This is a genomic window from Microbulbifer sp. S227A, assembly GCF_049800935.1.
Genome location: NZ_JBNAFZ010000028.1, coordinates 1 through 21,909 on the forward strand (window position 1 = coordinate 1; position 21,909 = coordinate 21,909).

At 64.1% G+C, this 21,909-nt stretch carries 22 protein-coding genes; 7 read left to right on the forward strand and 15 right to left on the reverse strand.

All coding sequences use genetic code 11. From position 1 onward, the window contains the following. Positions 1-100 precede the first annotated feature (100 nt). The 3 genes from ACP15R_RS26125 to ACP15R_RS26135 are packed head-to-tail and all read right to left on the reverse strand — an operon-like array spanning position 101 to position 3,064. Positions 101-1,462, reverse strand: coding sequence for a TRAP transporter large permease (locus tag ACP15R_RS26125; protein ID WP_424988783.1), 1,362 nt, complete (start codon positions 1,460-1,462; stop codon positions 101-103). Continuing rightward, on the reverse strand, positions 1,462-1,998 hold the full coding sequence (locus ACP15R_RS26130) for a TRAP transporter small permease (RefSeq protein ID WP_424988782.1): 537 nt from the start codon (positions 1,996-1,998) through the stop codon (positions 1,462-1,464). The genes ACP15R_RS26125 and ACP15R_RS26130 overlap by 1 nt, the downstream gene beginning before the upstream one ends. Positions 1,999-2,053: 55 nt before the next feature. After that, a complete protein-coding gene (locus tag ACP15R_RS26135; protein WP_424988784.1) occupies positions 2,054-3,064 on the reverse strand; it encodes a TRAP transporter substrate-binding protein in 1,011 nt (336 codons plus the stop codon). 197 nt (positions 3,065-3,261) lie between these two features. Between ACP15R_RS26135 and ACP15R_RS26140 the strand changes: the two genes are divergently transcribed. Next, entirely contained in the window at positions 3,262-4,020 is a 759-nt protein-coding gene (locus tag ACP15R_RS26140) for a GntR family transcriptional regulator (RefSeq protein ID WP_424988785.1), read from the forward strand. 8 nt (positions 4,021-4,028) lie between these two features. Further along, positions 4,029-5,306, forward strand: coding sequence for an alkyl sulfatase dimerization domain-containing protein (locus ACP15R_RS26145; RefSeq protein WP_424988786.1), 1,278 nt, complete (start codon positions 4,029-4,031; stop codon positions 5,304-5,306). A 280-nt stretch (positions 5,307-5,586) separates the two neighbouring features. Here the strand turns inward: ACP15R_RS26145 and ACP15R_RS26150 are convergent, their stop codons facing one another. From ACP15R_RS26150 to ltnD, 4 genes are read right to left on the reverse strand one after another with little or no spacing between them, the layout of a single operon-like run. Next, positions 5,587-6,360 (reverse strand): hydroxypyruvate isomerase family protein, encoded by a 774-nt coding sequence (locus tag ACP15R_RS26150; RefSeq protein WP_424988787.1) that lies wholly within the window; start codon positions 6,358-6,360, stop codon positions 5,587-5,589. Further along, the gene (locus tag ACP15R_RS26155; protein ID WP_424988788.1) at positions 6,357-7,007 is read right to left on the reverse strand and encodes an aldolase; all 651 of its coding nucleotides are present in this window, start codon (positions 7,005-7,007) and stop codon (positions 6,357-6,359) included. The genes ACP15R_RS26150 and ACP15R_RS26155 overlap by 4 nt, the downstream gene beginning before the upstream one ends. Next, on the reverse strand, positions 7,004-8,272 hold the full coding sequence (gene otnK, locus ACP15R_RS26160; protein ID WP_424988789.1) for a 3-oxo-tetronate kinase: 1,269 nt from the start codon (positions 8,270-8,272) through the stop codon (positions 7,004-7,006). The genes ACP15R_RS26155 and otnK overlap by 4 nt, the downstream gene beginning before the upstream one ends. Next, positions 8,269-9,180 (reverse strand): L-threonate dehydrogenase, encoded by a 912-nt coding sequence (ltnD, locus tag ACP15R_RS26165; RefSeq protein ID WP_424988790.1) that lies wholly within the window; start codon positions 9,178-9,180, stop codon positions 8,269-8,271. The genes otnK and ltnD overlap by 4 nt, the downstream gene beginning before the upstream one ends. A 179-nt stretch (positions 9,181-9,359) precedes the next feature. On the opposite strand from ltnD, the gene ACP15R_RS26170 reads away from it, so the two are divergent. Beyond that, on the forward strand, positions 9,360-10,469 hold the full coding sequence (locus ACP15R_RS26170) for a LacI family DNA-binding transcriptional regulator (protein ID WP_424988791.1): 1,110 nt from the start codon (positions 9,360-9,362) through the stop codon (positions 10,467-10,469). Here ACP15R_RS26170 and ACP15R_RS26175 read toward each other — a convergent pair. The 7 genes from ACP15R_RS26175 to ACP15R_RS26205 all read right to left on the reverse strand — a co-directional run bounded on the left by ACP15R_RS26175 (position 10,388) and on the right by ACP15R_RS26205 (position 16,692). Beyond that, positions 10,388-10,777: a RidA family protein gene (locus ACP15R_RS26175; RefSeq protein ID WP_424988792.1), complete on the reverse strand. Its 390-nt coding sequence runs from the start codon at positions 10,775-10,777 to the stop codon at positions 10,388-10,390. The genes ACP15R_RS26170 and ACP15R_RS26175 overlap by 82 nt on opposite strands. A 138-nt stretch (positions 10,778-10,915) precedes the next feature. Continuing rightward, on the reverse strand, positions 10,916-11,377 hold the full coding sequence (locus ACP15R_RS26180; protein ID WP_424988793.1) for an HAD family acid phosphatase: 462 nt from the start codon (positions 11,375-11,377) through the stop codon (positions 10,916-10,918). Further along, entirely contained in the window at positions 11,374-11,919 is a 546-nt protein-coding gene (locus ACP15R_RS26185; protein ID WP_424988794.1) for a histidine phosphatase family protein, read from the reverse strand. The genes ACP15R_RS26180 and ACP15R_RS26185 overlap by 4 nt, the downstream gene beginning before the upstream one ends. Beyond that, positions 11,916-12,983 (reverse strand): MBL fold metallo-hydrolase, encoded by a 1,068-nt coding sequence (locus tag ACP15R_RS26190; RefSeq protein ID WP_424988795.1) that lies wholly within the window; start codon positions 12,981-12,983, stop codon positions 11,916-11,918. Before ACP15R_RS26190 ends, ACP15R_RS26185 begins: the two co-directional genes overlap by 4 nt. Next, positions 12,984-14,033 carry an ABC transporter ATP-binding protein gene (locus ACP15R_RS26195; RefSeq protein WP_424988796.1) on the reverse strand — a complete coding sequence of 350 codons (1,050 nt, stop codon included), beginning with the start codon at positions 14,031-14,033 and terminating at the stop codon, positions 12,984-12,986. Beyond that, a complete protein-coding gene (locus ACP15R_RS26200; RefSeq protein WP_424988797.1) occupies positions 14,021-15,712 on the reverse strand; it encodes an ABC transporter permease in 1,692 nt (563 codons plus the stop codon). Before ACP15R_RS26200 ends, ACP15R_RS26195 begins: the two co-directional genes overlap by 13 nt. 11 nt (positions 15,713-15,723) lie before the next feature. Next, positions 15,724-16,692: an ABC transporter substrate-binding protein gene (locus tag ACP15R_RS26205; RefSeq protein ID WP_424988798.1), complete on the reverse strand. Its 969-nt coding sequence runs from the start codon at positions 16,690-16,692 to the stop codon at positions 15,724-15,726. A 171-nt stretch (positions 16,693-16,863) separates the two neighbouring features. Here ACP15R_RS26205 and ACP15R_RS26210 point away from each other — a divergent pair, with 171 nt between their 5' ends. Continuing rightward, positions 16,864-17,628: a DeoR/GlpR family DNA-binding transcription regulator gene (locus ACP15R_RS26210; protein WP_424988799.1), complete on the forward strand. Its 765-nt coding sequence runs from the start codon at positions 16,864-16,866 to the stop codon at positions 17,626-17,628. 147 nt (positions 17,629-17,775) lie between these two features. Continuing rightward, the gene (locus ACP15R_RS26215; protein ID WP_424988800.1) at positions 17,776-18,531 is read left to right on the forward strand and encodes a sulfite exporter TauE/SafE family protein; all 756 of its coding nucleotides are present in this window, start codon (positions 17,776-17,778) and stop codon (positions 18,529-18,531) included. A 15-nt stretch (positions 18,532-18,546) separates the two neighbouring features. On the opposite strand, the gene ACP15R_RS26220 is transcribed toward ACP15R_RS26215, so the two are convergent. Beyond that, the gene (locus tag ACP15R_RS26220; protein ID WP_424988801.1) at positions 18,547-19,284 is read right to left on the reverse strand and encodes a GntR family transcriptional regulator; all 738 of its coding nucleotides are present in this window, start codon (positions 19,282-19,284) and stop codon (positions 18,547-18,549) included. Positions 19,285-19,501: 217 nt separating this feature from the next. Here ACP15R_RS26220 and ACP15R_RS26225 point away from each other — a divergent pair, with 217 nt between their 5' ends. After that, complete coding sequence (locus ACP15R_RS26225; protein WP_424988802.1) at positions 19,502-20,716, forward strand: OsmC family protein; 1,215 nt, start codon at positions 19,502-19,504, stop codon at positions 20,714-20,716. Between the two features lie 10 nt (positions 20,717-20,726). After that, entirely contained in the window at positions 20,727-21,908 is a 1,182-nt protein-coding gene (locus ACP15R_RS26230; protein WP_424988067.1) for an OsmC family protein, read from the forward strand. Position 21,909 lies beyond the last annotated feature (1 nt).

The following is a 21,909-nucleotide window of genomic DNA, read 5'->3' on the forward strand; positions in this document are numbered from 1 at the left end:
AGGGTTTCGCCGCCCCCGGCGGCGCACCAGTCACCGCCGATAAAGTGCCGAAGCGTTCTGATATCTGTCTGCGCGTCCATGAGACGTCTCCTGTCTTGTGCTACCCGCCGACAATCGCCCGGGGCAGGAAAAGCGCGATCTGCGGAAAGAGGATGAGAAGCCCGAGCATGGCCGCCATGGCGAACCAGAACGGCCAGATGCCGCGGAAAATCTGGCCCATCGGCACGTCGGGGGCGATGGATTTGACGATGAAGACATTGATCCCCACCGGCGGCGAGATCATGCCCATCTCGAGCACGATCACCACGATGATGCCGAACCAGATCAGGTCCCAGTCCAGCCCGATGGCGATCGGGATGACCACCGGGATGGTCAGCACCAGCATCGCCATGGATTCCAGGAACATGCCCAGGAACATGTAGGCCAGGATGATCACCAGCAGCACGCCCAGGTCGCCGATCGGCAGCGAGGTCAGCAGGGTCACCAGCTGGGCCGGCACCTCGGTGATCGACATGAACGGGATGAAGACAAAGGCGCCGATGATGATCAGGAACACGGTCGCGGTGGCATTCATCGTCTGCAGGATCACCGCCCGCAGCGCGGCGGGGTCCAGCCGGCGCCGCCACAGGGCCACGAGGAAGGTCAGGAAAGCCCCCACCGAAGAGGCCTCGACCGGGGTGAAGAACCCCGTGTACATGCCGCCGATGGTGATCAGGACGACGCTCAGGATCGGCGCGGCGCGCCAGCCCGCCGCCAGGCGTTCGGCCCGGCTCGAGACCGCGCCGCGCGGCCCGGATTCGGGCTTGCGCGCCACCACGAGATAGATCGCGCCGATGAACAGCAGCGTCAGGATGATGCCCGGAAAGACACCGGCCATGAACAGCCGGCCGATGGATTGCTCGGTCAGCACCGCATAGATGATCATGCCCCCCGAGGGCGGGATCAGAAAGCCCAGCGTTCCGCCCGCCGCCACCGACCCGGTGGCGAGGCTGTCGGCGTAGTTGTAGCGCTTCATCTCGGGCAGCGCGACGCGGCCCATGGTGACCGCCGAGGCCAGCGAAGACCCCGAGAGCGCCGCAAAGCCGGCACAGGCGGCGATGGTCGCCGAGGCCAGCCCGCCCCGCATGTGCCCCATCCAGCGATAGGCGGCGGCAAACAGGTCGTTGGACATGCCCGACACACCCGCGAGATTGCCCATCAGCACGAACATCGGGATCACCAGCAGGTTGAAGTTCGACGCCGCCTCGAAGGTCTCGCCGGCAAGGTTGGAATAGGCGATGGTCCAGCCCCGCGCCCAGGCCTGGCCGGCCTCCATGCCGACGGCGATGAACTTGTTGGCATTGGCGATGACGGTGCCGGCAAAGCCGACCCCCAGCATCGACAGGGCAACCGGCATGCGCAGCGCCAGCAGAACGAAGAGGGCCAGCAGACCCAGCAGCCCCAGGAGGGTCATGTCGATCATCACAGCTCTCCACCGATCCTGAGCGGCGCGACCTTGCCGGAGCGCAGCAATTGCCAGATGTCCAGGACGATGACCGCCGCGTAGATCGCCGCCGAGACCGACAGCATGTGGTAGAACGGACCAAAGGAAATCAGCAGCTGTTGCGTGGTCTCACCGAATTTCGCGGCGCTCTGACCGGCATGCCACAGCCGCCAGGCCATGAGCGCAAGCAGGCCAACCGCCAGCAGCTTGACCGCCACCATCGACCATTTGGCAAAGCCGGCGGACATCCGCGATTCCAGCACCTCGATCTCGATATGCGCCCCGGTCCGCGCCCCCAGCGGCACCGACAGGGCAACGATCACCACCAGCGACAGGATCAGCAGGTCCTCGGCCCCGACGATCGGGCTGTTCAGCGCCTTGCGCATGACCAGCACGTTCCAGACCGAAAACCCGGTCATGAATACCAGCGTCGCACCGCCCAGGATCAGCGAAAACAGGATCAGCAGACGGTCCAGCATCGCGATGATGCCGGGCAGTTTCGGTTCATGCGTCATGGGGTCCTCCAGGGGAAACCGCGGCAGACCGGGGCGGCGCGCCCCGGTTGCGGGGTTACTGGTTGAGCGCGTTGTAGATGGCCTCGGCATTGTCGATGCCGCGCTCCGCGTAATCGGCAAAGATCACCTTGAGCCCCTCGGCCACCGCGGCATCCATCCTGGCGCGCTCGTCGTCCGACACCTCGACCAGCGTGTAATTCTTGCCGCTGGTCTGCTGCATGATGGCCAGCGATTTCGCGTCGGCCCCGTCAAAGCTCTCGGCCAGCTTCATCGACGCGGCCTCGCCCGCCAGCTCGTCGATGATCGCGCGGTGGGCCTCGCTCAGACCCTCGTAACGGTCGCGGTTCATCACCACGAAGATCACCGCGTGCTGCACCGGCACATTGGTCACGAAATGCGATGCCACATCCCAGAAATTCCACGGCGGCGTCATGTTGTTATAGGTCGAATAGGCGCCGTCGATGGTGCCGGTGGACAGGCCCGTATACATCTCGGTCACCGGCATCTGCACCGGAACCGCGCCCATCGCCTCGACAATCGGCGTGGTCAGCGCCGCATAGGGCACCACCTTGGCCCCCTTGAGCCCCTCCATCGTCGACATGTCCCGCGTCGCCGCGATCCCGATCCCGGCGGCGGTGGTCAGGCCGATCACCTTCACGTCCTCGTATTCATCCGCCAGATGCGCGTCAAACGCCGCCAGCATACGCCGGGTCGCCTCCGCCGAACTCTCCGACTTGCCCGGCAGGATCGCCAGCATCGTCTTGGGAAACAGCGCCGGCGTATAGGCCGAAACGCCAAAGGTGATGTCCGCAACCCCCTCGACCGCGCGCTTGTATTGCTGAACCGGACCCGCACCAAGCTGCCCCGCCGGGAAAAGCTTCATCGTCAACGTCCCCCCGGACCGCTTCTCAAGCTCCTCGCCAAACCACGAAAACATAACCGTGTTCGTATGATGCTGAGGCGGCACAAACGTCGCAACCGTCAACTCGTCCGACCCCGCCGGAACCGCCGAAACCCCAACCCCAAACGCCGCTACAACAACACCCAACAAACGCCTCAAACCCATCCGTCCCTCCCTGAACAATACCCGCCGCCGACAAAGAATTGGGATCCCAAATCCCCATTCGATGAGTCCGGCGAATGACTGAGTCGCCCTAAATAGGCATGCTATTGGATCCCAAATCAAGAGAAATTTTGCAAAATATGTGCAAAGCACCGGTTTCTTCCTTGACTTTAGGATCCCAAAATCGATCAATATGGGTCATGGACTCGATCGACAGCGAACTCGCCGCACGCATCCGGGGAGACATCATTCACGGTGTCTATGCGCAGGATGAACGTCTCACCGAGGCGCAGTTATGCGAAACCCACCAGGTGTCGCGCACCCCGGTGCGGCTTGCGCTGCGCATCCTCGAACGCGAGGGGATTATCATCCGCGGCGAGGGGCGGGGCTATCGTATCCAGAATGTCACGATTGCCGACATCCGCCAGGCCGTGGAGGTGCGTGGCCATCTGGAAAGCCTCGCCGCGCGCCTGATGGCCGCCGCGCCGGGCAAGCGTGATTTCTTGCCCGCCATGATCGAGGCGATCGAATCCATCGGCGAACTGGTCGATCGCGGTCGTCTGGACGAGGCTTCGATCCGCCGGATGCAGGCCGCCAACGAGCTGTTCCATGGCTCGATCCTGAAAGGTTGCGGCAACAGTTATGTCGGATTTGCCTGTCAGCAGATCAGCCACCTGCCGATGCTGTCGGCGGGATCCATGGTGTTTGACCAAGCGATGCTTGAAACACCGCAGCAGCTGGAACGCGGCCTGTTCCGCCTGCGGCTGGGAAATGCGCAGCACAAGGTCATCCATGACGCGATTGCCAGCGGCGATGCCGCCCGGGCCGAAGCCATGATGCGCGAACATTCCCACACGATGATCGACTATATCGAAACCTTCGAGAAACGGGACGGTGCGCTGACCGTATCGGATCTCGTATCCTACTCCGCCGCGGAGTTTATCACATCCAAACAGTGAGGTTGGCCATGCCCGCACATCCAGAGCTTCTTGCCCAGAACGCGCAATTCGAAAAGAAACTGCACAAACTGTCGGACCGCGTCCATGTCGCCGTGGGCTATGCCGCATCCAATGTCGGCTTTCTTGTGGGTGACAGCGGGGTGGTGGTGATCGACACCACCGAAACGACCCAGGCCGCAACCAATGTCCTGGCCGATTTCCGTGCGGTCTGTGACCTGCCGGTCACGACGATCATCTACACCCATTCCCATCGCGATCACATTTCGGGTGCAAGCGTCTTTGCCGAGGGTCGTGATGTACAGATCTACGCGGCTGACAATTTTTCCTCGGATCTGGTCAAGGTGGATGATGCCCGCCCCGCCCCCAACGCGGCCCTGATGGCGCGCACCAAGCGGCAATTCGGCATCAGCCTGCCGGGTGACGAACGGGTAAGCCTGGGTGTCGGCCCCGGTGATCGCCCGATGCAGGGCATGGGCGCGGGGTTCATGCCTCCTACCATCCGGGTTGCCGAGACGATAACCGTGACGCTTGAGGGGTTCGAGCTGGAACTGGCGCGGGCACCGGGCGAAACCCCCGACCATCTGGTGGCATGGCTTGCGCGGGATCGTATCCTGTTCAGCGGCGATAATTTCTATCATGCCTTCCCGAACCTCTATGCGATCCGGGGCACCCCATATCGCGATTTTGACGCCTGGGCGGCGACGATGGATCAGCTGATGGCCTACCGGCCCGAGATCCTCGTACCGGGCCATACCCTGCCGGTGATCGGGGCCGATGCGATCCGGGACGCGCTGACCGGCTATCGTGATGCGATCCGCCACGTGGTGAGCGAAACCGTGACCGGGATGAATGCGGGGCTTGATCCGGTCACCATTGCGGCCGGGCTCAGGCTGCCTGCGGATCTCGCCGACAAGCCGTATCTCAAGGAGTTCTACGGCCATATCGGTTTCGCGGCACAGGCCTATTACGCCGGGACGCTGGGGTGGTTTGACGGCAATCCCACCAACCTGGGCCGGTTGCCTCCGGCAGAGGAGGCGCAGCGTTTTGTCGCGCTGGCCGGTGGGGCCGAGGCGGTCGCACAGGCCGCGAGGAGTGCGCTTGCGAAAGATCCGCAATGGGCGATGGAGCTGGCGGACCGGTTGATTGCGGTGGGACAAGACGCCGCCGGGCGCGAGATCAAGATCACCGCCATGCGCGACCTTGCGGATGCCACGATCAATGCGCCCATGCGCAATTACTACTTGCTGTCGGCGCGCGAACTCGAAAGCGTGGGCGGGGACGGCTAGGGCGGAAATCGCGCGTGGTCGCGGCGTTTTGATCAGTAACCGGCTGGTCAGGCAAAGCGCGTATTGGCCAAGGACAAGCCCGGCCGAACTTTTGCCCCAGTTGCCCCAGTTGCCCCATTGGAGCGGCGCAAATCTGGGGCCCGTGGCGAGACCCTCGTACAGCGGGCGGGCCGGAAAATCGACGACTTGGGCGTGACCATGCGCGATCAATACCCGCCCTGGGGGCATACCAATTTCATCGATCCGGCGCTGCAATATCTCGGCTCCTGAGTGCCTGCGCCTATCGATGCCGGGCGGCCAGGCCTGTCATCCATCCCAACGTATCGTCGGTATTGCCGCCGGGTTTGTATTCCGCGCCCAGCGGAGCAACGTATCCGAGATGCGAGATGACCCGGAACACATGGTCATAGTTGATTTCCCCGTGATCGGGCGCGCCGCGATCCGGGACCGAGGCGAACTGGATATGTCCGATTGATGGCAACAGCGCCTTGATCCTGTGGGTCAGGTCGCCCTCCATCAACTGCACATGATAGCAATCGAACATCAGTTTCAGGTTGCCAGCATCGACATGATCGATGATCGCCAGCGCCTGACCGGTCGTCGTCAGGAAATAGCCGGGCGCGTCATAGCGGTTGAGCGGTTCGATCAGGATGGTGATGCCATGCGGGCGCGCCGCGTCACAGGCGTATTTCAGGTTCGAGACAAAGACCTCGCGCGCCGCGTCGCCCTCGGCAAAGCCCGCCATGACATGGATGTTGGGCGTGGCGGTGGCGGTGGCATAGGCAATGGCCTGGTCAATGGCGGCCCGTGCCTCGGCCTCGCGACCGGGGAGCGCGGACAGGCCATTCTCGCCCGCCGCCACGTCACCGCGCCGGGTATTGAGCCCCAGCATCACAAGACCGGTATCATCCAGCGCGGATTTCACGGCCCCGGGCGGCACATCATAGGGCCAGTGACATTCCACGGCGTCGAATCCCGCCGCCTTGGCGGCGCGAATGGCCTCGGGCAGCGGGCGATCGGTCCACAGGAACCCCAGGTTGGCGGAAAATTTCATGCGTCCCACTCCACGTCGAATTTGGTGACAAGCGCCTGAACCTGCGCCGGGCTCAGGCCGCGCGGGTTCATCCCCCGCGTCATCATCGCCAGCCGCGCCGTGTCTTCGAGCTCTTCGATGGCATTGCACGCGGCCTCGACATCCTTGCCGGCCACGACGGGGCCATGATTGGCCAGCATCACCGCGCTGCGTTTGCCCGCAAGCCCGCGCACCGCCTCGCCCATCGCCGGATCGCCGGGCATGAAAAAGGGCAACAGCTTGACACGGCCCAGCTTCATGATGCCGTAGGGCGTCAGCGGCGGCAGGAAATTGTCCGCATCCACATCCGGCATCATCGACAGCGCCACCGAATGGCAGGAATGCAGATGCACCACCGCGCCCGCCGTGCTGCGGGTGTCGTAAAATGCCGCATGCAACGGCATCTCCTTGGTCGGTTTGTCGCCGTCGATATGGGCACCCGCCGCGTCGAACCGGCTGAGCCGGGCAGGATCAAGCCGTCCGAAACTGGTGCCGGTGGGCGAGACCAGCAAGCCGCCATCCGGCGTCCGGGCCGAGATGTTGCCGGTGCTGCCGCCGGTCAGGCCACGGTCGAACATGGATTTGGCCAAGAGGCAGATCTGTTCGCGCAGGCGGGTTTCCTCGCTCATGACTTCACCATTTTCTGCGCGTCCGAGAAGAAGGTTTCGGTGCCGAAATTGCCGGATTTCAGCGTGAGCGCGATCTGGTGCCCGCCCGAGCGGCAATAGGTCCAGGGCACGCCCGGCGCGATCTCGGCCCCGATGTCAAGCTGTGAAACACCAAGCGCCTTGGTGACCGCACCCGAGGTTTCTCCACCCGCGACGATCACCCGCCGCGCGCCCGCATCGCGTGCCGCCACCGCACAGGCCGACAGCGTCGCCTCGACGATCTCGCCCGCGCCCGCAACGCCCAGTTTTTGCTGCGCGGCGCGCACGCTTTCGGGGTTGGCCGTGGCGTAGATGATCGGGGCGGCGTCAAGGTTCTGGCTTGCCAGCCAGTCGAGCGCCCGTTGCGGGCCGCTCTCGGCCAGCGCCAGAGGGTCGAGCTGGAATGCGGGGACGCCCCGGCTGGTGTAGTCGGCCACCTGTTTGTTCGTCATGGCGGAACAGCTGCCCGACAGCACGATGGTGCCGGTGCCAAGCCGTGGTGCCGTGGCCTTGGGCGCATCCGCCGAAAGAGTGCCGTCGGCCAGGTAGAGCGCGGGGAGCGGCATTGCAACCGCGCTGCCCCCGGTGATCAACGGCATGTCGCGGCAGGCCTCGGCGATCACTCCCAAATCTTCGTTGGCCACCGCGTCCACCACGACATGCGCCACATTCCGAGCCTTTAGCGCGTCCAGTTCCGCCCGCAGCGCCTCTGGCCCGCGAGCGACTGTCAGCCGGTCGGCCAGCCCCACGGGCCGGGTCACTTGCGGCTCCAGCAGCCGCATCAGGTTGCTGTCGCGCATCGGGGTCAGCGGATGATCCTTCATCGGGCTTTCCGCCAGCGGCTGACGCCCGACAAACAGGTTCCCCATGAAGATCGACCGGCCGTTTTCCGGGAAGGCCGGGCAATAGATCGTCTGGTCGCTGTCCAGATCCGCCATCAGCGCCTCGGCCACCGGGCCGATATTGCCCTCGGCGGTGCTGTCGAAAGTTGAGCAGTATTTCCAGAAGAACCGCCGTGCCCCGGCGTCTTGCAGCCAGGCCAGCGCGGCGCGGCATTCGGCCACCGCCTCGGCCACCGGCGCGGTGCGGGACTTGAGCGCGATCACCTCGAACGCTGCGGGGTCCGATGGCGGGGCGGCCGGCACGCCGATGCGGAGCGAAACGCGCACCCCGCTGCGCGCCAGGAGACCGGCCAGATCGGTCGCCCCGGTGAAATCGTCGGCGATGCAACCAAGAACCGTCGTCATGAATCTTCTCCCGGTAATGTCAGCCCCGCGTTGCGGGCGTAAACCTTGGCCACTGCGGCATCGTCTTCGCGGCCATGTCCCATCCCGGCGGCGGCCACGAATTGCTGTAGCGCGGTGGCGGTGATCGGCGCGCTGAACTGTGCCGATTTGGCGATGTCCAGCACGATGCCCAGATCCTTGGGCCAGATATTGACCGCGCTGTGCGGGGTATAGTCTCCGGCCACGATATGCGGCGCGCGGTTTTCCAGCATCCAGCTGGTTCCGGCGCATTTCGAGATCACTTCGACGAATTTGTCCGGTGCCACGCCCTGGGTCATGCCAAAGGTCAGCGCCTCGGCCATGGTGGCGATATGCACCCCGGCCAGAAGCTGGTTCACCGCCTTCATGGCGCTGCCGGCCCCGGCGGTGTCGCCCAGCTCGAACACCGTCTCCGCGATACTGTCAAGCAGCGGCCGGGCAGCGGCAAAAGCCTCTGGCGTACCGGCGGCCATGATCGACAATTGCCCGCTGGCGGCCTTGATCGACCCGCCGGAAATCGGGGCGTCGAGATAATGGATGCCAACCGCGTCACAGCGCGCCGCCATGTCGCGGGCAAAGGCGGGGGGTACGGTGGCGCAGGCCAGAACAACCGCGCCGGGCCGCAGCCGGGCAACGATGCCGTCGTCACCGAACAGCACGGTTTCGGTCTGCGCGGCGTTCAGAACAACCACGGCAACCGCGTCCAGGTCTTGGGCATTGTCGGCCGGGGTGCCGGGTTGACCGCCCTCGTCGCGGAACCGGGCGGCCGGTTCCGGGTTGACATCGCCCCCCCAGACCCTGTGCCCGCCCTGCAGCGCCGAGACGGCGATGCCGTAACCCATCGAGCCAAGCCCGATGACGCCGATATTGCGGCAAATGCTGGAGTTCATATCGGTTTCTTCCTGTCAGCTGGCTGTGTTGCGCGAAAACCGGTATCGATACCGGTATTGATACCGGTGCCACGGATCGCCATACTGCGTCAACCAAAAGATCTCTGCCGTGGCGCGGAATACATGGCTGGGTGAGCGGGGTTTGCGAGCGGGATGACGGGCCAGATGGCGGCAAGGCTATGAAAACACGAAAGACCCTGGTGGATGTCGCGGCCGCGGCGGGGGTTAGCAAAATGACCGCCTCGCGTGCCCTTCGCGGGGACAAGGACGTGTCCAGGGCCAATGTCGAAAAGGTCAACCGCGCCGCGCGCGAGATCGGCTATTACGGGAATCACCTGGCGGCGTCTCTGTCGAGCAAGCGCACCGACCTGATCGGGGTGGTGGTGCCGAGCCTGTCAAACAGCGTGTTTCCGCAGGTCATGTCCGGGGTCACGGATGCGCTCAGGGGGACGCCGCTACAGCCGGTATTCGGCGTGACCGATTATGATCCCGCGGCCGAATACCAGACGATCCGCAATATGCTGTCCTGGCGGCCCGCCGGGTTGATCGTCGCCGGGCTCGACCAGCCGGATGACACGCGAAGATTGCTTGCGGGTGCGGGTATCCCCGTGGTTCAGATCATGGATTGCGATGGTGACCCGGTCGATGCCTGTGTCGGGTTCTCGCATGCCGAGGCGGGATATGACATGGCGGCGGCCCTTGTCGGGGCGGGGGTGCGGCGCGTGGCATATGCCGGTCGCAGCCTCGATACGGATCTCAGGGCCGCCAAGCGCAAAGCGGGGTTTCAGGAGGCGCTGCACGCGCGTGGGCTGGCGTTCATCGACAGTATCGAAACGTCGCAGATGGAGGCCGGTGCGGCCATGCTGCCCCCGGTGGCTTGCGGGCGGCAGATGACCGCAGAGCTGCTGGCGCGGCGGGATGACATCGATTGCATCTATTTCTCCAATGACGATCTGGCCTTTGGCGGGCTGTGCCATTGCCTTGCCGCCGGGATCGATGTGCCCCGCGAAATCGCGCTGGCGGGGTTCAACGGGCTGGGCCTGCTGGAAGGGTTTCCGGGCCTGATCGCCACCTCGCGCACGGCGCGCCGCGACATCGGCGAGACCGCCGCGCGGGTCATCCTGGACTCGGTCGAGGGCCGCGATGCGCCGGGCGACAGGGTGCACCGGCTTGAGCCGGAAATCGCCCTTGGGGCACTGGCGGCAGATCAGGCTTCGGCGATACAGTCGATTTCAATGTCAAAGGGCAGCGGCCAGGGCGAGACGGCGACAAAGGACCGCACCGGGTAATCGCTGGTAAAGTAGCGTTTGTAGACCTCGTTCACCGGACCGAAATGCGCGGTGTCGGTGACGTAGATGGTGATCTTGACCACCTTCTCAAGGCTGGATCCCGCCCCTTCGAGCGCCGCTTTCATCAGGCTCAGCACCGCTTCGGTCTGGGTGGTGAGGTCGCCCTCGATCAGCGTCTTGCGCTCGAGATCCAACGGTGGGATGCCGCAGCTGTAGAGCATCCCCTGGCTGCGTACCAACAGCGAGGTCGGCGTGTTCAGCGTGGCCAGTGCGGCATTCAGGGCGGGCAGGTTCACGATCTCTTTCATAGAGCCTCTTTGCGAAATTATGGTTTCTGCATTTGGTTGGCATAGCTTAGTCAGATAGTCGCAGACCACCAGATAAATGAGCCGCGCAACAATCCCGGCCTCGCGCCAGCAGCCATGCCGTCCAACCCGCGTGTGTTCTCAGAAATCGCCCGGTGCGCATTGCAGGCAGACCAGCCCTTCGCCGCGCCATGCCTCGACCACCGAGCTGCGGTCGTCGATCACCAGCCAGGGGGTGAAGCCGTCCGCCTGCATGTCTCTCAGTGCGCGGCGCTTGACCTCGGGGTCGCTGGCATGGTCCTGATCGCTGGCGCGCAGGTAAATTCCGTCAAAGGGCAGATCGTGTTTGCGAAGCCAGGCAATCGTGTGCGCGGCCCAGCCTTCGGGCCGGCCGGAACAGATCAGAACGGTTTCGCCGCTGTCCTTCAGCCGGCGCATCAGTTTCGCGATCGGTGCGATTACCCCGGCATCCGCCATGGCCGCGTGAAACGCATCCCAGTGCTTTTCCTGCCCATGCACCAGATGGCCAAGCCGGTCCGCATCGAATTCCGCCAGCGTACCATCGACATCGAACACCACGCAGGGCGTTGTTGTTTGGGTCAAAATATCTTCTCCGACAGGGTATTGCCCGACCTGCGAAACAAGAGCGGGGTTGCATTGGGGGGGCGTGCGCCGACGTCGCCGGTGGTCCAGAGCACCCGCACGGCGCGGATGATGCCCGAGTGACACACCAGGATCGGCAGCCCGTTTTCGGGTGCCGCGCAGAGCTCCGTGATTGTTGCCTGCACGCGGTTCAGCATCGCGGGCCAGCCTTCGCCCTGTTGCGGGGTTTCCTCTCGGGGGGGCTGGTCGCCGAGCGGGCGGCCTTCGAACACGCCCCAATCCCGCTCGCGCAGCCCCGGATGTTCCTGGAGGGCGTGGCCGGGAAAGGCCAGTTCCGCGGTCATCCGTGCCCGCGACAGGGGGCTGGCGTGAACCGTGATCTCTTTGGGCCAGCGCAGACCAGCCAGCGCGCGCGCCTGATCGCGCCCGTATGCGGTGAGCGGCACATCGGTGACACCCGCGATGAAGCCTTCGGCATTGGCCGTGGTCTCGCCATGCCGGATCAGGACAAATTCGCGCGGGGGCAGGGGTGCGCCGGTCATAGCCGCACCCGGTCGTGAAAGAACACCTCGGCGTCGAGATCCTCGACCAGGTATTCCTCGGGCCGCGCGCAAAAGGCCGGGGCAAAGCGTTTTGCGCCGAGACGATTTAGCATCCTGACCTGATCGCGCAGGGGCGGGTGGACGTTCCAGCGTTGGAAATGCCCGCCCGGAACGCTGCAAATGCCGCGCGCATGGGCCGTCATGTGGCCGGTGAACACCACATGGGCGTCGCGACCCAGTCGCCCGCTTTCGTTCCACGCGCGCACATAGCCCCAGGCGGCACCACCATCGGCGTTGGGCGTGTCGCAGATCAGAAAGCGCGCCTGTTCCATCGGCCCGCGATCCAGCAGCGGCGCGATGCTCTGGGCGTCGGGGCCGACCGTGCCGCTGTTCAGGGCCGCGCGCAGAACCGCCTGGCATTCCGGGTCAAGCATGACGCTCTCGCAGCCATACCGCCGGACCAGGTGCAGCGCCATTTCCCCGGCCCGTCCCGAGGGCGGCACCGGCAAGAGCACCTGTCCCGGCACCTGGTCAAGCAGCCGGTTCAGATCGGCGAAACGCTTGGATTGCGGTACGTCATCCAGATGATAGGAACAGTCCAGAATGGCGGTCGCGGCGGGCGGCGGTGCATCAAACGCGAACCAGTCGGATTCTTCGGACCAGTCGCCGGAATAGAAAAACCCCTCGCCCAGCTCGAAATGCAGCCAGACGCCCCCCATCGCATGGCCATTGCGCCCGGTGGTCAGGGTGACGCCGTCGATTGTGATCTGGCCCCGCTCGGGCAGCAGATGCACCTTGGCGGCGGGCGGCAGCGCCCGGGCGGTTTGCGCCGTGGCATAGATTGGCAGACCAGCCTCGACCGCATGCGAGGCCCCGCCGATATGGTCGATATGGTCATGGGTGATGAACACCGCCTCGGCCCCGATCAGCCAGTCCGGATCGAAATGCGCGTGGGCCTCGGGGCCGAAACCGCAATCCAGAAGCCAGATCCGGTCATCCACGGTCAATTGAACACATGCGGGGCCCTTGTCCCCGATGCCGGATAGTAACCTGATGCTGTGCATTTAGTCCTCGGAGAATGCCCATGGGGTGGTGATGGTCAGCCCAAGCTGCGCGCCGACGTCGAACCGTGCCCGCGTTTCCGCAAACAGCCGCGCGCCGCAATCGGTCACGGTTTCCAGCAGGTACTTGCCGCCCATATAGGTGACGCGCGCCACCTTGCTGCGCAGGTCCCCGGTCTCGGCGATGCTGAGGTTTTCGGGGCGCAGGCACACATGGCTCAGCGGGGCCTGCGTGGGCGCGGATTGCACCGCCACCCGCGCGCCCAGAACCCGCGCCCGCACGGTATCGCCCGCCTTGTCCACAGATTGCACCGGCACCACGGTGCCCCGCCCGACGAACTCGGCGACAAAGCGGCTCTTGGGGCGTTCATACAGGGATTGCGGGGTGTCGAATTGCTGAATCCGGCCCTGATCCATCACCGCGATCCGGTCAGCCATGGCCATGGCCTCGGCCTGATCGTGGGTGACATAGACCATCGTGGCCCCGGTGCGTTTGTGAAAATCGGTGAACACGCCCTGCATCGACGCGCGCAGCGCCACGTCGAGATTGGCCAGCGGTTCATCCAGCAGGACAGCGCAGGGGTTGGAAACAAGGCACCGCGCCAGCGCCACCCGCTGCCGCTGACCGCCCGAGAGTTCCGAGGGCATCCGTTCGGCATAGTCCGCCAGCCCCGTCGAGCCGAGCGCCGCATCGACCTGTCGTGCGATCTCGGCCTTGGGCAGCCTGCGGATTTCCAGCGGATAAGACACGTTGCGGCGCACCGACATATGCGGCCACAGCGCGTAGGACTGGAACACAAAACCGATATTGCGCGCTTCGGGGGGCAGGTTCGCGCCGGTGGCAGCATTGGCCATTTCGCGCGCCCCGATGAGCAGGCGGCCGTCGGTGAGCGTTTCAAACCCGGCCAGAATCCGCAGGAGCGTGGTCTTGCCACAGCCCGACGGCCCAAGCAGCGCGATGAACTCGCCATCTTCAAAGCGGGTGGTGATGTCGCGCAGCGCGGGCGTGCCCGCGAATGTCTTGCCGACCGAGGACAGGTCTATGTCTGCCATGGGACAACTCCTTTGGGAAAGCGGCGGGAGAGCAGCTGGATCAGTGCCATCAGCGCCATGACGACAAACACGATGGTCATCGCCAGGGCGCTGGCCATGCCGGTTTCGCCGCTGTCGTCGAGATTGAAGATCGCCACGCCAAGGGTCTCGGTGCCCGATGACCAGAGCAGCGCCGAGACCGTGAGTTCGTTGAACGCGGTCAGGAACACGAGGATCGCCCCCGCCGCCGCCGCCGGTGCCGAAAGCGGCAGGATCACGTCGCGCAGCCGCCGGTAGAGCGAGGCACCAACAGATTGCGCCGCCTCGTCCATCGCCGGATCAAGCTGTTTCAGGCTGGCCTGGATCGGGCGGAACATGACCGCAAAGAAACGCGCGACATAGGCGAGGAAGATGATCCAGATGGTGCCGTAGAGCGTGGCCTCGGTGAACGGCAGCTTGATCAGCAACAGGATCATCGCGATCGACAGCACCACGCCGGGCAGCGCATAAGGCAGGTCGAGCAGGCTGTCAAAGAGCCGGGCCAGCCGCGTCCTGCGACGCTCCATCAGCCACGCCAGCGGCAGGCAGAGCACCATCAGCGCCAGCGAGGCCCCCGCCGCCAGCCCAAAGGAATTGGCAAAGGCCCGGGTGGTCACCGGCTGGCGGAACAGCACCTCGTGCCACGATTTCAGCGTCAGCGTGTCCGCGCGCAGGGGCACGCCATAGGCCGGCACCAGCGACGTGGCGAGCAATCCGAACATCGGCAGCACGAGGATTGCGCAGACCACGGCCCAGAGCGCGATCTCGACCGGCAGGCGCGCCGCCCCGAGCGGCAGGGCCAGCGGCCGCGAGGTGCTGCCGACAAGGTGCAGTTTCTGCCGGCTTTGAAAGAACCGTTGCAACAGGATGCCCGTCACCGCGACCGCCCCGATCAGGATTGCCAGCACCGAAACCTCGGCCAGAACGGTTGTCCCCATCCCGGCGAGCTTTTGATAGACCAGCGTGGGCAATGTCGCATAGCCGGCGGGGATGCCGAGCATTGCCGGGATCCCGAAATTGCCGAGCGCGGTGACAAATGTGATCGCGGTGCCCGCCGCGAGGCTGGGCAGGGTCAGGGGCATCACCACCTGCCACCAGGTGCGCAGCCCCTTTGCGCCGCTGATCCGCGCGGCTTCGACCACGTCTTGCGGGATCGAACGCAACCCGGCGCGCAGGGTGAGGAAAATGATCGACATGTGCTGGATGCCCAGCAACAGGATGATGCCCTCTGGCGAATAGAGCGGCTGTGGCGACCCCAGCGGCGGCGCGATGCCAAGGGTCTTGAGCAGCACCGAGGACGGCCCCATGATCTGGGTCCATGACAGGGCGGTGATCTGTGGCGGGATCATCATCGGGATCATCAGGCAGAACACCAGCGCCGCCTTGGCCCGCAAATCCGTCAGCGCCACGAGAAAGGCAAAGGCCGATCCCAGGATCAGCGACACCAGGGTGCCCATTCCCGCCGTGACCAATGAATGCCTGAGCGCGCTCAGGGTCGCAGGTTGGGACAGCACGTCGCGCATCAGCGACAGGCTCGGTCCGCCCTGATCGGTGACGCCCTCGACAAACAGCCGCAGCACCGGGGCCAGCGTCAGGCAGATCGCCAGAACCAGAATGGCAGAGAGCAGCCGGGTCTCGGCCCGGCTGCCTCCAGTTTGCATGGCGGCGGTCATCACTCGGCGCCAAAAAGCTCTGCGAACTTGGTTTTGTTGGCTTCGGCGTTGGCAAGCGCCTCAGCCGGATCAAACGCCATCAGCTTGATGTCTGCGCGGGCCGGGAAACCCGCGGGCACGCCCATGCCGTCACGCGCGGGGATATAGCCCATGTCCAGAACCAGCTCCTGGCCCTTGTCGCTCAGCAGGAAGTCGACGAATTTCTGCGCGCCTTGGACATTTTTGGCCGAGGACATGATCGCCACGGGTTCGGTCACATAGGAAACGCCCTCTTCCGGAAAGACGAATTCCACCGGCGACCCATCGGCCTTGTTACGGATCGCGAGGAAGTCGACGACCATGCCATAGGGTTTTTCACCCGAGGCCACGGCCTTGAACGTGCCGCCATTGCCGCCCTGCGCGCGCGCCTGGTTGGCGGCAAGGCTTTCGTAATATTCCCAGCCCAGGGTGTCGTCGCCGGTCAGGGTGGCAAGATGAATCAGCGCCGCACCGGAATAGAGCGGCGACGGCATGGCAATCTGGCCCTTGACCGACGCATCCGTCAGATCGCCCCATGCGGTCGGAGCGGTTTCGACACCGGTGTTGTAAACAAGGCCGGTGGTAATCAGCTTGGTGGAGTAATAATAGCCCTCGGGAGAGTACAGCGCCGCATCATAATTCGCCGCTTCCGGCGATTGGTAGGCGTTCAGAAGACCCTGCTGCGCCATGCCTTCGAGCGTCACGGTGTCGGCGATCAACAGCACGTCGGGCTGCGGGTTGCCGGCTTCGATTTCGGCCCGCAGGCGGGCCATCAGCTTGGTGGTGCCATCGCGCACCCAGTCAACTTCGGTGCCGGGATTGGCGGCGACAAAGGCATCGACGGTCCGCTGCGCATCGGCATTGGGCTGCGACGTGTAAAGCGTGATCTTGTCGGCCATGGCGGTGCTCGCCAAAAGCGCCAGGGCAGTGGATACGAGGACGGGTTTCATAAGGTTCTCCTGGGGTTTTGTCTTTCGAACGAAAGTCCTTCAGGGGCGCCTTATCCCGGCAATTTGCAACGGGTATGTAACAGAACCGTAAGATTTTTATATATATTGCGGGATTGAGCAGATTTTCCTAACCTCCGCAAAAGTTGTGACTGCTTTCGAAGGAAAACCATTGTGCGACTGGAGGTAACCGAACGGCGCGACGTGATTATTGCCTTGCTGTCCGAGAACGATGTGCTTTCGGCGGCGGAACTGTCGGCGCGCCTCGGGGTATCGGTTCAGACCGTGCGCGCAGACCTGCGCGATCTGGACGAAGCCGCGCTGGTCCAGCGGCGCAACGGCATGGTTCGGCTGCGTCAGCCAAGCGAGAATATCGGCTACCTGCCGCGCGAAGGAATTGCACGACAGGAAAAACAGCGGATCGCGCTGGCGGTCAAGAACCTGATTCCCGACGGCGCGCGGGTGGCCCTGGGCACCGGCACCACGGTCGAGCAATGCGCGCGGTTTCTGGCCTCGCACCGCGACCTGTTCGTTGCCTCCAACAGTATCCACGCGGTTTGCGCCCTGCAAAACGCTCCGGGCGTTGCGGTCGAGCTGGCCGGGGGATCGGTCCGGATGCGGGATCTCGACATGATCGGCGTTGCCGCGCACGATTTCTTTGCGAATTTCCGGGTGGATTTCGCGGTGTTCAGCTGTGGCGGCCTGTCCGCGTCGGGCGCGGTGATGGATTACAATTCCGACGAGATCGCCGCGCGCAAGGCGATTTCCGGCTGCGGGAAAGCCACTGTTCTGGTCGTGGACAGCACCAAGACCGGGTTGGACCTGGCCTGCCAGACCGGACATATGTGGGATTTCGACTTTGTCGTCAGCGGTGCCACCTTTCCGACGGCGATCTTGCGGCATTGCGCGGAACATGGCTGCCAGGTCATCCAGGTGTGAGCGCTCGCCACCCTGATCCGATGCGGGCTGTGGCCGATCCGTCATGACAATAATGTATCCATTTATGTAAAATATCTTGCCATTCGGCCCAAAACGGATACGTTATTTCCGAACTCCAACCCCCAATGACCCGGCAGGTTTACCCCGATGCTGCATATGACCATGGAGCCGGCCCCGATTGCCGCGATTGCCTTTGCCTTGCTGGCGGGTGGTATTCTGAAGGGGGCCATCGGCATGGGGTCTCCGGTTGTGGCGGTGCCGGTCATGGCTTCGTTCTTCGATGTACAACTGGCCGTGGCGCTGATGGTCGTGCCGAATCTCAGCACCAATATCTGGCAGCTCTGGACCTTTCGGCAGGATCGGATACCGGGGCGCTTTCCCTGGCTCTTTGCCCTTGCCGGGGCGGTTGGCGTTGCGCTCGGAACCGGGATGCTGGTGACGTTCGCGTCGGGCAAACTCAAATTGATCGTCGCGGGGGCGGTGCTGGCCTATGTTTCCCTGCGACTGCTGAGTCCGAATCTCGCGGTGTCGCGCGCGCTCGCGGATCGCCTCGCCGCGCCGCTGGGGGCGGCGGCGGGTCTGCTTCAGGGCGCGGCTGGCATATCGGCGCCGATCTCGGTCAGTTTTCTTAACGCGATGCAGCTGTCGCGCGCGGTGTTCATACCGACGATCTCGCTGTTCTTTTCCATGACCGCCGCGATACAGGTGCCCTTGCTGTTTCTGGCCGGGGTGATGACGCCGGCTGTGCTGGCCCTGGGCGCGGCGGCGCTGGTGCCGCAATTGCTGGGCATGCGCATCGGGGGGCGCTTGGCCAGATCGGTATCGCCGCGCAGTTTCGACCGGATGATCCTCGTCGTGCTGCTGCTGCTGGCGGCCAAGCTGATGGCGGACGCCTTGCTGTAGGTGCCAGGTCGCGCCTCAGCCTTCCGGGGTTTCGTCCTTGCCGGCGATGATGCCCGAGGCAAACAGCTTGCGCTGATAGCCATCGCCGATGAACAGCTTGGCATAACGTACCGGCGCGCCGGCGTGTTCGCGCATCATGTTTTCGGCGCGGACCGGATCGCGCGCGTTGATGGCGTCCCAGATGATGACATGCTGGGAATGGCCGACGGTCATGCGTAGCATCTCGGCCTGCGCCATGCCTTCGACCTCGGCAAAGGCCCCCGGTGCGATGATCGGGATATTGGTGATCCGCTCAAGGCCAAAGCCGACAAATTCGTTGCCACAGGCACCGACGATGGCGCGGTGATAGATATCGTTGGCCTCTTGATAGATGGCGACCTCGCGCTTGGTCACCGCGTCGCGGCGGATGATGGCTTCGGTCATCGCGATGGATTGTTCGATCGATGCGACGGTGTCGGCATCCGGCCCCTGCAGCGCCAGCCGTCCGGCGGCGATCCCTTCCAGCGCCCCGCGCACCTCGGCGGCCTTTTCCAGGTCGGCAAAGCTGTAGGGGCGAATGCGATAGCCGCGCCCCTCCAGCTTGACCAGGAGCCCCTCGGACTCAAGCTGGCTGAGCGCCGTGCGGACCGGTGTGCGCGAAAGCCCGATCAGCGCCGCGGCGCTGCTTTCGGTGATTCGGTCATGCAGCGGCAGGTCGCCATTGACGATCATCGTGCGCAGTTGGGTCAGGGCTGATTCCACGGCCGTGCTCATATTGCTCCCCGTTGTCATTGGCAAAAGACGCTGATGGATACGTATCCAGGGAATTTTTGGGCCAAAATCAAGGTTCTTGTCAAATTTTGAATACAGAATTGACAAACGTATCCGTTTTAGTCAGTTTGCCCACTAGATTGAGGGGGTGCAGGTTTAAAAAGGATACGATGCCCTGTGGCGCCTCATCCGGGACCCTGCCAGTGGACGGAGCAATGCCATGCCGCTTGGAGACAACAAGATTGCCGAAAGCGGATTGCCGCTGATCTGTCCGGTCGAGAATTTCGACGAGATCGGGATCGGCACGCCCGCGCTTCGCCGGGGCGATGCCTTGCGCACGCTGGTCACGTCGCTGTCGGGGTTTCAGAAAGAGGCGCTGGTGGCTTCGCGCCGTTCCGGCCTGGCCTGGCGGATGGTGTCGGACGAGGGCAAATACCTGAACGGTCATGATGCCGCGCCGCCGCCGCTGTCCTTTCTGACGGTTGGCATGATCGCCTCATACATGAACGAGATCACGGCGCTGGCCAAACGCGACGGGGTGCGGATCCGGCACCTGAAGCTGACGCTGGACAATTATTACACGATGGTCGGTTCGATGCAGAAACGCACCATGGTGGGCGGGGCCGAGCCGGTGGAATTGCAGGTCGAGATCGACTGTGACCTGGCGGGCGGCGCGCTGACGCAATTCCTGATGAACGCGGTGCATGCTTCGCCGTTGAACGGCTTGATGCGGGGCGCGCATGATAGCCTGTTCACCCTGTCAAGGAACGGTGTCGAACTGGATCCGAACAAGGTGGCGAGGCTCGACGCGCCGATGCTGGATGACCCGGGCGACGCCTGCAACCGCGCCGTGGCCGGCAATCCGGACGAGCCGCTGTTGACCCATCTGGGCCTGACCGAAAGGAAACCGGTCAAAGGCGGGACCGAGCGCGTGGCCTCTTCGTTGTCGGATCACCAGGAACGGCGGCTGAACATCGCCGCAACGGCGGTGCTGCGCGCGGACGGGGTCAAGGAAATCCGCCAGCAACTGTATTCGCCGCATGGCAAGGAATGGCTGTTCCTGTCGGACGAGGCCAGGGCGGATGGCGGCCAGGGCCGCGCGCCGGATGCGGCCAGCTATATCTCGGCGGGCATCGGGTTTTGCTTCATGACCCAGTTCGGGCGGCTGGTGCCGATGCTGAATCTTGATCTGCCACACTACCAGATCCTGCAAGACACGCATTTCAGCCTCGGCGGCGCGTCCGGCGGCACCGGCAAGGCCGGCGAGGCCGACCCGGTTGAGACCCATGTCTATCTGACCACCCGGGAAAGCGACGAGGTGGCGCGGGAAATGCTCGATCTGAGCGAGCAGACCTGCTTTCTGCATGCCTTCTGTCGCACCGATTTGAAAACCAGGTTGAAGACGGTGTCGGCACCGGCTTCGACCGCAGCCTAGGAGAGACCCGATGTCGAAGCTTGGAGAAGACCTGATCCGTGGCAGTGCGTTGCCGGCGTTTTTTCGTGTGTCGAATGCGGATGATGTGTCGATTGATGCGCCGCAGAACCGCAAGGGGGATGCGTTGCGCAGCTGGGTGCGGTCGCTGAGCGGGTTTCAGAAAGAGGCGCTGGTGCGTTCGGCGCGGACCGGTGTGACCTGGCGGCTGGTCTCGGACGAGGGGCCCTATCTGAACGGGCATGACGCGGCACCCTGTCCGCTGGCCTTTCTGTCGAGCGGCATGGTCGCGAGCTTCATGAACGAGATCACCGCGCTGGCGGAAATCCGGGGTGTCGAGATTCGCAAGCTCAGGTTGATCCAGGATAATTACTATACGATGAAGGGCTCGATGCCCAAGCGCACCATGGTGGGTGGCGCCGAGAATATCGATCTGCAGGTCGAGATCGATTGCGACCTGGACGACAAGGCGCTGTACCAGTTCCTGCTGGATGCGACCTATGCCTCGCCGCTGAACGGGTTGATGCGCGGCCAGCTCGAGAGCCTGTTCAAGCTGGGCAAGAACGGCAGCGCGCTGGCGACCGCCAAGGTGGCCGAGCTGGACGCCGCGCTGTTCCCCGATCCGGGCAACCATTTCGCGAAATCGCAAGCCGAACCGGGCGATCTGGCGCTGATGGAACCGGTTGGCCCGACGCCGAAAAAAGACGTGGTTCTGGGCACTTCGGGTTCGGCGGGCAGCCTCGCGGACGAGCAGGACCGGCGGCTCAATATCGGGGCGGTGGCAGAGTTGCGCGCGGACGGGATCAAGGAGATCCAGCAGATGCAATATTCGCCCTACGGCACCTCGTTCCGCTTCCTGTCCTCCGAGGACGGCCGCGCGCCCGACGCCAACACGCTGATTTCGGCGGGGATCGGGTTTTGTTTCATGACCCAGTTCGGGCGGTTCGTGTCGATGCTCAAGCTCGACCTGCCGGATTACCGCATCGTGCAGGACACGCATTTCAGCCTCGGCGGCGCGTCCGGCGGCACCGGCAAGGCCGGCGAGACCGACCCGATCGAAACCCATGTCTACCTGGAAACCTCCGAATCCGACGACACCGCCCGCGAAATGCTCGACATCTCGGAACAAACCTGCTTCCTCCACGCCTTCTGCCGCACAGACCTCAAAACCAAACTCCGCATCAGGAGGGTGTGAG